A 13,284-nucleotide genomic window follows, 5' to 3' on the forward strand; every position below is an offset into this window, starting at 1 on the left:
CCCCGAAAGGCTTTGTCTTGAACACCGAAGCGTATGTGTACGAGGCGATCCGCACCCCGCGCGGGCGCGGCAAGGCCGACGGCGCCCTGCACGGCACCAAGCCGATCGATCTGGTCGTCGGGCTGATCCACGAGATCCGCGCGCGCTTCCCCGGCCTGGACCCGGCCGCCGTCGACGACATCGTGCTCGGTGTCGTGGGCCCGGTCGGCGACCAGGGCTCCGACATCGCCCGTATCTCGGCGATCGCCGCCGGACTGCCCGACACCGTCGCCGGGGTGCAGGAGAACCGCTTCTGCGCCTCGGGTCTGGAGGCCGTCAACATGGCCGCCATGAAGGTCCGGTCGGGTTGGGAGGACCTGGTCCTCGCCGGTGGTGTCGAGTCGATGTCCCGGGTGCCCATGGCCTCCGACGGCGGCGCCTGGTTCGCCGACCCGATGACCAACTTCTCCGTCGGCTTCGTCCCGCAGGGCATCGGCGCCGACCTCATCGCCACCATCGAGGGCTTCTCCCGCCGTGATGTCGACGAGTACGCGGCCCTTTCCCAGGAGCGCGCGGCCGCGGCCTGGAAGGACGGCCGCTTCCAGCGCTCCGTCGTACCGGTCCGCGATCGCGCCGGCCTGCTCGTCCTCGACCACGACGAGCACATGCGCCCCGGCACCACGGCCGACGGCCTCGCCGCGCTCAAGCCCTCCTTCGCGGGCATCGGCGACGTCGGCGGCTTCGACGCCGTGGCGCTCCAGAAGTACCACTGGGTCGAGAGGATCGACCACGTCCACCACGCGGGCAACTCCTCCGGAATCGTCGACGGCGCCGCGCTCGTCGCCGTCGGCTCGAAGGCGGTCGGCGAGCGGTACGGGCTCACGCCGCGCGCCCGGATCGTCTCGGCGGCGGTCTCCGGCTCCGAGCCGACCATCATGCTCACCGGGCCCGCTCCCGCCACCCGCAAGGCGCTCGACCGGGCCGGACTGACGATCGGTGACATCGATCTCGTCGAGATCAACGAGGCGTTCGCCGGTGTCGTCCTGCGGTTCGCCCGGGAGCTGGACCTTCCGCTCGACAGGATCAACGTCAACGGCGGGGCGATCGCCATGGGACACCCCCTGGGCGCCACCGGGGCGATGATCCTCGGCACCCTCCTCGATGAACTGGAGCGCCGGGACGAGCGGTACGGCCTCGCCACCCTCTGCGTCGGCGGTGGGATGGGCATCGCGACGGTGATCGAACGCGTATGAACCGTCCGGCCCCCGCCCCCACCACCATCCCGGAGAACCCGACCACCATGACCCAGAGCACGCAGAGCACCCCGAGCACCCAGAGCGCGCGCGGCACCGAGCCCGCCGAGCCCGCCGAGGGCGCCGGGCGCGCCACCATCCGCTGGGAGCAGGACGAGACCGGTGTCGTCACCCTCGTTCTCGACGATCCCGGCCGCTCCGCCAACACCATGAACCGGGCGTTCCGCGATTCCGTGACCGCCATCGCCGACCGTGCCGAGGCCGAGAAGGACTCCGTCCGGGGCTTCATCGTCACCTCCGCCAAGAAGACCTTCTTCGCGGGCGGCGACCTCAAGGACATGATCCGGATCGGCCCCGGGGACGGCCGCCGGGCGTTCGACGCCTCCATGGCCGTCAAGCGCGCGCTCCGCAGGATCGAGACCCTGGGCAAGCCGGTCGTCGCGGCCGTCAACGGCTCCGCGCTCGGGGGAGGTTACGAGATCGCGCTCGCCTGCCACCACCGCATCGCCCTCGACGCCCCCGGCTCCCGGATCGGGCTGCCCGAGGTCACCCTCGGCCTGCTGCCCGCGGGTGGCGGAGTCACCCGTACCGTACGCCTCCTCGGCATCGCCGACGCGCTGCTGAAGGTCCTTCTCCAGGGAAACCGGTACTCCCCGCGCCGTGCCCTGGAGAACGGTCTGGTCCACGAAGTGGCCGTCACTCCCGAGGAGATGCTCGCCAAGGCCCGCGCCTTCATCGACTCCCACCCCGAGTCCCATCAGCCCTGGGACGTCAAGGGCTACCGGATCCCGGGCGGCACCCCCTCGGATCCGCGGTTCGCCGCCAACCTCCCCGCCTTCCCCGCGCATCTGAAGAAGCAGACCGCCGGGGCGCCCTATCCGGCCCCGCGCAACATCCTCGCGGCGGCCGTCGAGGGCTCCCAGGTCGACTTCGAGACGGCGCAGATCATCGAGGCCCGGTACTTCACCGAGCTGGTCACCGGACAGACCGCGAAGAACATGATCCAGGCGTTCTTCTTCGACCTCCAGGCGGTCAACTCCGGGGCGGGCCGCCCGCAGGGCGTCGAGCCCCGCCCCGTGCGCAGGGTCGCCGTGCTCGGCGCGGGAACGATGGGCGCGGGCATCGCGTACTCCTGCGCCCGCGCCGGGATCGACGTCGTCCTCAAGGACGTGTCGGAGGAGGCGGCCGCGCGGGGCAAGGCGTACTCCGAGGGCCTGCTCGCCAAGGCGCTGGACCGCGGCCGTACGACCCGGGCCGAGCGCGACGCCCTGCTCGCCCGCATCACCGCGACCGCCGACCCCGGCGAGGTCGCCGGCTGCGACGCCGTCATCGAGGCCGTTTTCGAGGACCCCGCGCTCAAGCACGAGGTGTTCGCGGAGATCCAGGACCTCGTCGAGCCGGACGCGCTGCTCTGCTCCAACACCTCGACCCTGCCGATCACCCTCCTCGCCGGAGGCGTCTCACGCCCCCGGGACTTCATCGGGCTGCACTTCTTCTCGCCCGTCGACAGGATGCCGCTCGTCGAGATCATCAAGGGTGAGCACACCGGCGACGCGGCGCTGGCCCGCGCGTTCGACGTGGTCCGGCAGATCGGCAAGACGCCGATCGTGGTCAACGACTCCCAAGGCTTCTTCACCTCGCGCGTCATCGGCCGGTTCCTCAACGAGGGCGTGGCGATGGTCGGCGAGGGCGTCGATCCCGTGTCGGTCGAACAGGCCGCGGCCCAGGCCGGATACCCGGCCAAGGTGCTCTCCCTGATGGACGAGCTGACGCTCACCCTCCCGCGCAGGATCCGCGAGGAGAGCAGACGAGCGGTCGAGGAGTCCGGCGGCACCTGGGCCGGGCACCCCGCGGACGCGGTCGTCGACCGGATGATCGACGAGTTCGGGCGGCCCGGCCGCGGCGGGGGAGCGGGCTTCTACGACTACGACGACGAGGGCGGGCGCACCGGACTGTGGCCGGGCCTGCGCGAGCACTTCACCCGCCCGGACGCCGGTGTCCCGTTCGAGGACATGAAGGAGCGGATGCTGTTCTCCGAGGCGCTCGACGCCGTGCGCTGTCTGGAGGAGAACGTGCTGACGTCGGTCGCCGACGCCAACATCGGCTCGATCATGGGCATCGGCTTCCCCGCCTGGACCGGGGGAGTCCTCCAGTACATCAACGGTTACGAGGGCGGCCTGCCCGGCTTCACGGCCCGGGCGCGTGAGCTGGCCGCCCGCTACGGGCAGCGGTTCGAGCCGCCCGCGCTGCTGGTGGCGAAGGCCGCGCGGGGCGAGACCTTCACCGACACGGACACCGCGCCCTGATCAGGGCGCCCCGTGCGGGCCGCGTTCGGCACCCTCCGCGTCCGCGGTGCCGAACGCGGCCCGCAGCTCCTCCGTCAGCGACCGCTGGAACGCGGTGACCAGCGCCTGCACCACCAGCGGCTGCACAGGGGCGGACAGGGTCCTCATCGCCTCGATCCGCCGCGGGTCGGACTCCCGTTCCCGGTACGGGTCCCACACCTCGTCCCGGAACAGCCGGGTGAGCTCATGGGCCGCCGAGCGGGTGTGCTCGATCAGCACGGTCCGGGCGGCGAGGATCGTGTCGCAGGTGATCGGAACGTCCAGCAACTGCGCCCCGAGCCGCAGCAGCCCGGGGTCGATCCGGTACGCGTCCGGGGCCGCTGTCCGCCGGACCGCGCCCATCGCGCCCAGCCGGTCGATGTCCTCCTCGTCCAGCGCCCGCCCCACCCGCCGCTCCAGCTCCGCCCGGGTGGCCGTCTCGGCGGAGTCCGGCGCCCAGGAGGCGACCAGGGCCCGGTGGATCGCGAGATCGTGGGCGCTGAGATCGTCCGGCAGCCGTTCCAGATAGCGCTCGATCGCGGACAGCGTCATGCCCTGGTGCTGCAGTTCCTCGATCAGCGCGAGCCGGGAGAGGTGGTCCGGCCCGTAGTGCCCGACCCGCCGCGGCCCGATCACCGGCGGCGGCAGCAGCCCCCGCGTGCTGTAGAACCGGATCGTCCGCACGGTCACCCCGGCCCGGGCCGCCAGCTCGTCCACGGTCAGCCGCGGCTCCTCGGTCCCGGTTCCCATCCCAGCGCCTCACTCTCCCGATCGCGGTGCAACAGTATTGCTGTCTCACCACCGCTGAGAAAGAGGCGTACCGTTCGCCGGCGCGGGCGGGCGCCTTCGGCCCCGTCTGCCTTCGAGGCGCGGGACCGGGGGGAGCCGCCCCGGTGGAGCGACCCGCGTGCCCCGGCGCCTTCGCGCGCGGGCGGCGCCCGGGCCCGCCGCCACCGGACCCCGGCGGGTCCGGGGCGGAGCCCCCGGCAAGGAGCCGCGCCCACCCCGTGACGCGCACGGCACCCGGCCCGGGCAAGGAACCGTGCGACGCGCACGGCACCCGCCGGCCCGCTGTGCGCCCGTATCCCGCCCGGTCAGTACACCGCCACCCCGTACACCCCCAGGACCTCCCGCACGGGCTGGTGGATCGCCGAACCGTTCGTCCCGGTGCAGCCGGAGCTGCCCGAGTGGATTCCCAGCGCCGTCGGGCCCGAGAAGTGGGCGCCGCCGCTGTCGCCACCGGCGGAGCACGCGGTCGTGCGGACCATGCCGTACACCGGTCCGTCGCTGTAGTTGACGGTCACGTCGACGGCGGTGACCGTGCCGCTGGTCACCCCGGTCGTCGAGCCGCTCTTCCGCAGCGCCTGCCCCACGATCGCGTCCGCGGCGGAGGTGATGTCCTGTGAACCGCCGTCGTGGAGGTTGACCGTGCCGGGAGCCTCGGGCGTGCCTGTGTACCGCACGAGTCCGTAGTCGTCGGTGGGGAAGCTGGAGCCCTCGCGCGTACCGATCTCCGCGCCTCCCGACGACGCCGACCAGCTGACCGCCGACTGGGTGCAGTGACCGGCCGTCAGAAAGAAGAGGTCCGTTCCCCTGGAGACGTTGAAGGCCGCCGAGCAGCGGAATCCGCCGCCGTGGACGGCGTCGCCGCCCGCGACCTCCTTGGTGAAGGTCCCGGGCACGCGCCGCAGCCGGACGGCGTCGCCGAGACTCGCGGCGACCGACCGGAGCCGGGCCATGGAGCGTGCGGAGACCGACCCGTCGGCCTCGATCGCGACCTGGTTCGCCGCCGGGTCGATGCCCCACGACGTGCCGGGGATCTTCGCCCGGGACTCCAGGACACCCATCACGGCTTCGAGCCGCGCGGTGCTGCGCTCGACGAGTTCGGCGCGGGCGCCGGAGGCGCGTACCGCGGCGGCGGCGGCCGGATCGGTGACGGCGACGACGAGTTCGCCGGTCGCGGAGTCGAGATACGACCCGGCGCCCCGGTCGCCGAGCGCCCGCTCCAGCCGGGAGTCGAGCGCGTACTGACCGGGGGACGCCGTGACACCGGGGCCGCGGGTGGGGGAGGGGTCCGGCTCGGCGGCCCCGGCGGCGCCGGGGCCGAGCCCGACGACGGTCAGGGTGAGCAGGACGGACAGGCAGATGCGCGCGCGGAGCGTGCGACTCATGGGGGGCTTCTCCTTCGCAGACGACCCGTGGGGGGAAGGTGGGGGGATTGCGAGAAGCAGTGCGGACCGGACGGGTCCGGTCCGCGGATTCAATGTGGCATGCTCCTGTCAGTCACACAAGGGTGCCCCGATGCGCCCGAAAGGCGCTGTCACGCCCTGGCGCGACGGCCCCTCACGGGCCGTCAGGACCGGACCTCCGGCTCACGCGAGCGGAGTCGCGCACCCCGTGCGCCGAGACGCCCGCCGCGACGATCCGGTGCGTCCCGTCAGACCGGGTCCCCGGCAACCGGCCGGGCGCCCGTCCGAGCCCGTCCGGCCCACGTACGCCGGGCCGGTAGGCACTCGCTGTGCGCCCGGGCTCGTCCGTACCGCCGTGTGCCCGGGCCTGTACGCACGCGTCGTGCACCCCGGCTCGTACGCACTCGCTGTGCACTCCGGGCCCGTTCGTCCTCGGGGTTCACCGGCGCCTGCCGCGCCCCTTGGTCTTCCACCGGGGCGGCCACGTCCGGCGGCCCGGCCTCGGTGGCCTCGTCCGCGGTACCGCGGTGTCCCGGACCGCGAGCCCGATCGGCGGAACGGCCCCACCGCCGTACGGGTGGTGCGCCGTTCGGACGCGCCGGTACGGCCGAGAAGGTGAAACCGTCAACCCGGCCGCGCTGCCCGACGGCGGCGGACAGCGCGGAGACGCTTCCGTGGCCCCGCCGGATACGGACCCCCGCCATCTGGCCGCCCCGGACAGAACTCGCGGACAGAACCCGCGGACCCGCGGCGGCACGGTCCGCCACACGGCTGACCATCCGTGCTCCGGCCACCGCGTCCGCACGGCCCCTCTACGGGACACGCCTTGCCGCCCGACGCCGTGGCCGTACACGGGCCGCCGGGGTCGTGCCGGCACGTCTTCCGCCCCGGCCGGACACCGTCCGGGCGCGTTCGGCTCCTCGACCACCCCGGCGGTCCGCCCGGCCGGGCCCGGCATACCCCGCGCGGTGCGGCACACGGCCGACGCCCTCCCGCGAAACCTCGGGCCGGACGACGGCGGGAAAGCGCACCGCGCATCACGGCCGGCACGGTTACCAAGCGGTACGCGCCGGGTGCCCCATCTCTTTCCCCGGCGGTACGATCCCCCCGACTCCGCCGATGCGGATGGTTCGTTCCCGCCCACGGACATGAAGACACCAAGACATAAGGACACAGGGACAAGGCAGGTCTATGCCATGAACGACGGAATCCTCCCCTTCGACGTCGGCCCGCTCAATCCGACCAGATGGGGTCTTGTTGTCGGGGTGGTGTCCTTCGGGATCGTCTACCTGGTGCTCGCCGGACGGCTGATGCCCCGCGCGGCCCGCGTCATCGCGGAGCGCGAGAAGCTGACCTCGGGTGTGACGGAGCAGGCCGAGGAGGTCCGTACCGAAGCCGAGCAGGTCCGCGCCCAGCGGGAAGCCATCCTCGCCGAGGCCCGTCACGACGCCGCCCGCGCCCGTCAGCGGGCCCACGAGGAGGGCGTGGAGCTGATCATCGCGGCCCGCGCCGAGGGCATGCGCGAGCGCGAGCGCATCCTCACCGAGGGCGCCGCGGCGATCGAGGCCGAACGCGTCGTGGCCGAGGCGGAGTTGCACTCCGACGTCGGCCACTGGGCCCGTGCGATCGCCGAACGGATCGTCGGTGAGCCGCTCCCCCTCCAGCAGGACGCCCGCCGGTCCGACGGCTGATCCCTCACCCGTGCGCGCGGATGTGCGCCCCGCCCCTCCGGGGGATCGTGCCCTCGCTCCGGGCACCCGTCCGGACGTGATTCTCGCCTCCACCGCCGCATATGCGCCGCGTGCGCCGGAGCGAGCCCCCGCAACGCCGCCGCCGGTTCAGCCGATCCGGCCGACGGACCCGACCCCGCCCGCCGAACGGGCGCCCATCTGCGGCGCGGCGCCCCGCCGGCCGCCCCCGCGCACGACCACACCCGGCCCGGCGCACCGTGCGGGGACCGCCCCCGCCACGCCCTCCCGGGCCCCACGCGCCCCACTGGTGCCTCGATCGCCCTCTGTTGCCGGGGAGTTGACGGGAGTACCTTCCCGCCCATGCCGATAGGTGCGCGGGTTACCCGCTTGACGTACAGATCGCTCGTGGTGGCGGCAGCGGCCGCCTTGACGACCATGACCCTGTCCCCGGCGGGCGCGTACAGTGCCCCGGCGCGGGAGAGCAGACCCGTCCACTCGTACCAGAACGCGATCCGGGAATCCGTATGGGTGGACACCCGGCTCGACGGCGACGGCGACGGAAGGACCGACCGTGTCGCCGTCGACATCGTCCGCCCCCGGGAGACCGACCGGACGGGCCGGAAGATCCCGGTGATCATGGACGCGAGCCCGTACTACTCCTGCTGCGGACGAGGCAACGAGAGCCAGCGCAAGACGTACGACGCCAAGGGCAACCCCGTCCAGTTCCCCCTGTACTACGACAATTACTTCGTGCCGCGCGGATACGCGTTCGTCGCGGTCGACCTCGCCGGGACCAACCGCTCCGACGGCTGCGTCGATGTCGGGGGCCGCTCCGACATCCAGTCCGCGAAGGCCGTCGTCGACTGGCTGAACGGGCGCGCCCGCGGCTACACCACCCGCACCGGTCCCGAACGCGCCCGCGCCGACTGGACCAACGGCCGTACCGGAATGATCGGCAAGAGCTACGACGGCACCATCGCCAACGGCGTGGCCGCCACCGGCGTCGAAGGACTGGAGACCATCGTCCCGATCGGCGCGATCTCTTCCTGGTACGACTACTACTTCGCCAAGGGCGCGCCGCTCTACGACTCCGGGCCCGAATGGCTCTCGGACTACGTCGAGAGCCCCGCGGCACGCGCCCGCTGCGGTGCCGTCCAGCAGCGGCTGATCGACGGTGCCCCGCGCACGGGCGACCTCACCCCGCTGTGGAGCGAACGCGACCACGTGCCCGACGCCGGCAAGGTCAGGGCCAGTGTCCTCGCCGTCCACGGCATGCAGGACCTCAACGTCCGCAGCAAGCACTTCGGCCAGTGGTGGGACGCCCTCGCCGCCGAGGGCGTGGAGCGCAAGGTGTGGCTCTCCCAGGCGGGCCACGTGGACCCGTTCGACTTCCGGCGCGCCGAGTGGGTGAAGACCCTGCACCGGTGGTTCGACCACTATCTCCTCGGATACGACAACGGCATCGAACGCGAACCCATGGCCGACATCGAGCGCGCCCCCGACCGCTGGTCGACCGACCGTGTCTGGCCGCCGCGTGCCACGGACGCCACCGTGCTGCGGCCCGGCAAGGGCACCGCCCCCGGTGTCGGCACCCTCTCGCTGACCCCCGCGCGCCCCGGCACGGCCGAGACCTTCACCGACGACAGCTCCCAGGGGGAGACCGACTGGGCCGAGGCGATCGACCGGACGACCTCCGCGAAGGCCGGTTTCCTCACCGCGCCCCTCACCCGCGATCTGCGGCTCTCCGGTTCCTCCACGGTGAGGATCACCGCGACCCCGACGACCACCAGCGCCCATCTCTCCGCGGTCCTCGTCGATCTCGGACCGGACACCATCCGTGACTACGCGGCGACCGGCGAAGGGATCACCACCCTGCCCGAACGCACCTGCTGGGGCCCCGGCACCGCCGGCGACAGCTCCTGCTACAAGGAGACGAGGGCACGGACGAAGGCCGTCGACTACACGATCTTCAGCCGGGGCTGGGCCGACCTCGGCAACCACGCCTCCGCCGCCACCGGACGCCCGCTGACCCCCGGCAAACCGCACACCATCACCCTCGACCTGCACGCGAGCGACCATGTCGTCCCCGCCGGCCACCGGCTCGCCCTGATCGTCGCGGGCACCGACGAGTACCTCATCGACCCGCCCGCGAGCACCCCGACGCTCCGGCTCGACCTGGCCCGCACCTCCGCGAAACTGCCCGTCGTCGGCGGCGCCCCCGCCTTCGTACGCGCCACCGCGGGCGCCCAAGTCCCGCCCGGCCGCGGCGCGTCCCGTCCGCTCGACGGGGTTGCCGAACCGAGGGAGATCCGACCCGTCCCGGGAGGCGGCAGCCGATGACGACCCGTCTGCGCACGCTCGCGGTCAGCGCGGCGGCGGCCGCGCTCGCCGTACCGCTGATCACCGTCCCCGCCGAGGCCACCCACGGTGTGCCGCGCACCGGTTTCGAACTCCGTGACGGGGCGAGCTGGACCAGCCGGCCGGAGGAACAGTCCTTCCTCGGCGCCGTCGACCGGGGCAGTGACCGGGTCTCGGTCGGCCGGATCGGCACGACCGGACAGGGCCGGCCGCTCCAACTCGTAAGCGTCGGCAGCCGCCACGCCGACACCACCGTGCTGCTGATCTGCTCCCAGCACGGCGACGAGCCCTCCGGCAGGGAAGCCTGTCTGTCCACGATCCGCGACCTCGGGTTCGCCGAGGACCCGGGGACGCGCCGGCTGCTGTCCCGTACGCGGATCCTCGTCGTCCCCACCGCCAACCCCGACGGACGGGCCGCCGACACCCGCGGCAACGCCGACGGGGCGGACATCAACCGCGACCACATCGCCCTGCGGACCGCCGAGGGCCGGGCGATGGCCGCCGTCATCCGGGACGAACGCCCCGACGTCGTCTACGACCTGCACGAGTACAGCGCCACACCTCCGTACTACGACAAGGACCTGTTCGACCTGTGGCCGCGCAATCTCAACACCGACCACCGGGTCCACCGCGAGTCCCGCACGCTCTCGGAGCGGTACGTCCGGCCGGCCGCGCACGACGAGGGCCACAGCACCGGCACGTACGGCATCTGGACCGACCCCGTCAGCGGTGAGCCGATCCGGCAGGTCGCGGGCGACGGCCAGGAGCGCATCCTGCGCAACGCCTCGGGTGTCAAGAACGCCGTGGGGCTCCTCATCGAGAGCAGGGTCGACGCCCTGACGGCCGAGGAGAGGGCCGACGAGGCCCTGAACAACCGGCGCCGGGTGGGCAGCCAGCTCGCCGCACTGGACGGGCTGCTGTCCTTCGCGGACGAGCGGCGTGCCCGGATCGGGGCGGCGACGGACGCGGCGCGGCTCGCCGGGTTCCGCGACCGCGGCCCGGTCTATCTGGGCGGCGCGGACAACGATCCCGCGACCGAGGAGGAGACCCTCGCCGACCCGCCGTGCGGCTACCGCCTCAGCGCGGCACAGTTCACGGACGTGAACGATGAACTGGCGCTGCACGGAGTGTGGTGGAAGCGATCCGGTGACGGTGCGTTCGTTCCACTGCGCCAGTCGCAGCGGGAACTGATCCCGTTGCTGCTGGATGCGCGAGCGAGCTATCCCCTGACACCGGCGGAGCCCGTCACCGCCTGTTGAACCCGTGACGCGCGCCACCTGTGGTAGGGGATAGCGGGAGCAAAAGCACACTGCGAACCCGCGCCATCCCTGAGAGGTGCCACTCGTGTCGCACGGACAGCAGCCGGACGACCGGGGAGAGCGGCCCGACACGGCCGCTCTCCCCGGTCTGGACCCGCAGCACGGGCATCCCACGACCGACCGCGTCGTCTTCGGCGTGACCGCCGTCCTCACCCTCGCCTTCATCGTCTGGGGTGCCCTCGCCACCGACGCGCTCGAAAACATCTCCAGCTCGCTGTTGAAGGGGCTGATCCACAACGGCGGCTGGGCCTTCGTCCTCGCCGCCTCCGGCTTTGTGCTCTTCGCCCTCTGGCTCGCCATCAGCCGCTACGGCAGGATCCCGCTCGGCGACGAGGGCGGGACCCCCGAATTCCGCACGGTCTCCTGGGTCGCCATGATGTTCAGCGCCGGGATGGGCATCGGTCTGATGTTCTACGGGGTGAGCGAACCCCTCGCGCACTACATCTCGCCCCCGCCCGGTACCCGTCCCGCCACCTCGGCGGAGGCCATGGGGACCGCGATGGCCACCACGCTCTTCCACTGGACGTTCCACCCCTGGGGCATCTACTCCGTCGTCGGGCTCGCCATCGCGTACAGCACCTTCCGACGCCGGCGCCGTCAGACCATCAGCGCCGTCTTCGAACCCCTGATCGGGAGGAAGCGGTGCCAGGGCGGCACGGGCCGGTTCATCGACATTCTGGCGATCTTCGCCACCCTCTTCGGCTCGGCCGCCTCCCTCGGGCTCGGCGCGCTCCAGATCGGCAGCGGATTCACGGAACTCGGCTGGCTCGACACCGTCGGCACCGGACTTCTCGTGACCATCATCGCGGTCCTGACCGCCGCCTTCGTCCTCTCGGCGGTCTCCGGGGTCGAGAAGGGCATCCAGTGGCTGTCCAACATCAATATGGTCCTGGCGCTGCTCCTGGCCTTCTTCGTCTTCGTCGCGGGCCCCACCATCATCGTCCTCGATCTGCTGCCCACCTCGATCGCCGCGTACTTCGAGAATCTGCCCCAGCTCGCCGGGCGCACCGAGGCCACGGGCGGCAGGGGAGTCGCCAAGTGGCTCGGCAGCTGGACCGTCTTCTACTGGGCCTGGTGGATCTCCTGGACACCGTTCGTCGGGATGTTCATCGCCAGGATCAGCCGGGGCCGGACGATCCGTCAGTTCGTCGGCGGGGTCATCCTGGTGCCGTCGACGGTCAGCCTCGTCTGGTTCTCCATCTTCGGCGGTACGGCCATGAAGCTCCAGGAGCACGAGAGGCTCAGCCAGGAGGCGACCCCGGAGGGCCAGCTCTTCGCCGTCCTCCAGCAGTTTCCGATCGCCTCGGTGATGAGCGTGCTCGTTATGATCCTCGTCGGTATCTTCTTCGTCTCCGGCGCCGACGCCGCGTCCGTGGTCATGGGCACGCTCTCCCAGCACGGTGCCTTCCACCCGAACCGGCTCGTCGTGGTCTTCTGGGGCGCGCTGACGGGCGCGGTCGCCGCGATCATGCTCCTCGTGGGCAACGGCGAGGGCGACGCGCTCGCCGGGCTGCAGAACCTGACGATCCTGGTGGCGGCGCCGTTTGTCGTCGTCATGCTCGGGATGTGCGTCGCCCTGATGCGCGACCTGCGCCGTGACCCGCTGATCGTCCGGGGTGAACTGGGCGTGGAGGTGGTGGAGTCGGCGGTCATCGCCGGCCACGAGAGATATGACGGCGACTTCGAGATCCGGATCGGCCCCGGCACGGGGGAAGGCCGGTGACCGCCCGCGCCGGGCGGACGCGGTGCGGCCCTTCCGATGCCGGAGGACGGCCACGGATCCGGGCGCGGCCGCACACCCCGGCATCCCCGCGCGGGGGAGCGCCGGGGGCCCGCGGTCCGGCGCGGACTGCGCATCGATCCGTACGCGGGCGGGAAAGCCCGTACGCGGGACGGTCCGTACGCGGGACCCGTTCGCGCGGAGCCCCTCCGGGTGCCCGAGGAGCCGCGTGTCCGGCGATTCCGCCGGAACGTGACACCTGTCGGAACGTCGAACCCACCGGAACGTCGAACCCACCGGAACGTCGAACCCACCGGAACCCGGCACCTGTCGGAACGACGCACCTTCCGGAACGCGACACCTTCCGGAACGCGGCACCCGCCCGAACGCGGCACCGGCGGTGACGATCCGCCGTGCCGTCACCGACCGGGCCTGCGTCGCCGGTCGCCCG

The 13,284-nt window shown here is 72.5% G+C and carries 8 protein-coding genes; 6 read left to right on the plus strand and 2 right to left on the minus strand.

Going from position 1 to position 13,284, the window contains the following annotated elements; all coding sequences use genetic code 11:
- The first annotated feature begins 17 nt into the window (after positions 1 to 17).
- Together ACFYT4_RS16465 and ACFYT4_RS16470 are read left to right on the plus strand one after the other, a co-directional pair.
- The gene (locus tag ACFYT4_RS16465) at positions 18 to 1,232 is read left to right on the plus strand and encodes an acetyl-CoA C-acetyltransferase (protein ID WP_389268892.1); all 1,215 of its coding nucleotides are present in this window, start codon (positions 18 to 20) and stop codon (positions 1,230 to 1,232) included.
- Positions 1,229 to 3,538, plus strand: a complete 2,310-nt coding sequence (locus tag ACFYT4_RS16470; RefSeq protein WP_389268894.1) for a 3-hydroxyacyl-CoA dehydrogenase NAD-binding domain-containing protein — start codon at positions 1,229 to 1,231, stop codon at positions 3,536 to 3,538. Before ACFYT4_RS16465 ends, ACFYT4_RS16470 begins: the two co-directional genes overlap by 4 nt.
- Here ACFYT4_RS16470 and ACFYT4_RS16475 read toward each other — a convergent pair whose 3' ends face one another.
- The gene (locus tag ACFYT4_RS16475; protein WP_389268896.1) at positions 3,539 to 4,306 is read right to left on the minus strand and encodes a MerR family transcriptional regulator; all 768 of its coding nucleotides are present in this window, start codon (positions 4,304 to 4,306) and stop codon (positions 3,539 to 3,541) included. It lies immediately after the preceding gene.
- Between the two features lie 344 nt (positions 4,307 to 4,650).
- Positions 4,651 to 5,727 (minus strand): S1 family peptidase, encoded by a 1,077-nt coding sequence (locus ACFYT4_RS16480; RefSeq protein WP_389268898.1) that lies wholly within the window; start codon positions 5,725 to 5,727, stop codon positions 4,651 to 4,653.
- Positions 5,728 to 6,941: 1,214 nt separating this feature from the next.
- Between ACFYT4_RS16480 and ACFYT4_RS16485 the strand changes: the two genes are divergently transcribed.
- From ACFYT4_RS16485 to ACFYT4_RS16500, 4 genes are all read left to right on the plus strand, one after another.
- On the plus strand, positions 6,942 to 7,436 hold the full coding sequence (locus ACFYT4_RS16485; RefSeq protein WP_389268900.1) for a hypothetical protein: 495 nt from the start codon (positions 6,942 to 6,944) through the stop codon (positions 7,434 to 7,436).
- A gap of 360 nt (positions 7,437 to 7,796) precedes the next feature.
- Positions 7,797 to 9,776, plus strand: a complete 1,980-nt coding sequence (locus tag ACFYT4_RS16490; RefSeq protein WP_389268902.1) for a Xaa-Pro dipeptidyl-peptidase — start codon at positions 7,797 to 7,799, stop codon at positions 9,774 to 9,776.
- A complete protein-coding gene (locus ACFYT4_RS16495) occupies positions 9,773 to 11,053 on the plus strand; it encodes a M14 family metallocarboxypeptidase (protein WP_389268904.1) in 1,281 nt (426 codons plus the stop codon). The genes ACFYT4_RS16490 and ACFYT4_RS16495 overlap by 4 nt, the downstream gene beginning before the upstream one ends.
- An 85-nt stretch (positions 11,054 to 11,138) precedes the next feature.
- Positions 11,139 to 12,836: a BCCT family transporter gene (locus tag ACFYT4_RS16500; protein WP_389268906.1), complete on the plus strand. Its 1,698-nt coding sequence runs from the start codon at positions 11,139 to 11,141 to the stop codon at positions 12,834 to 12,836.
- Positions 12,837 to 13,284: the final 448 nt, after the last annotated feature.

This window comes from Streptomyces sp. NPDC004609 (genome assembly GCF_042873655.1).
Taxonomy (GTDB): domain Bacteria; phylum Actinomycetota; class Actinomycetes; order Streptomycetales; family Streptomycetaceae; genus Streptomyces.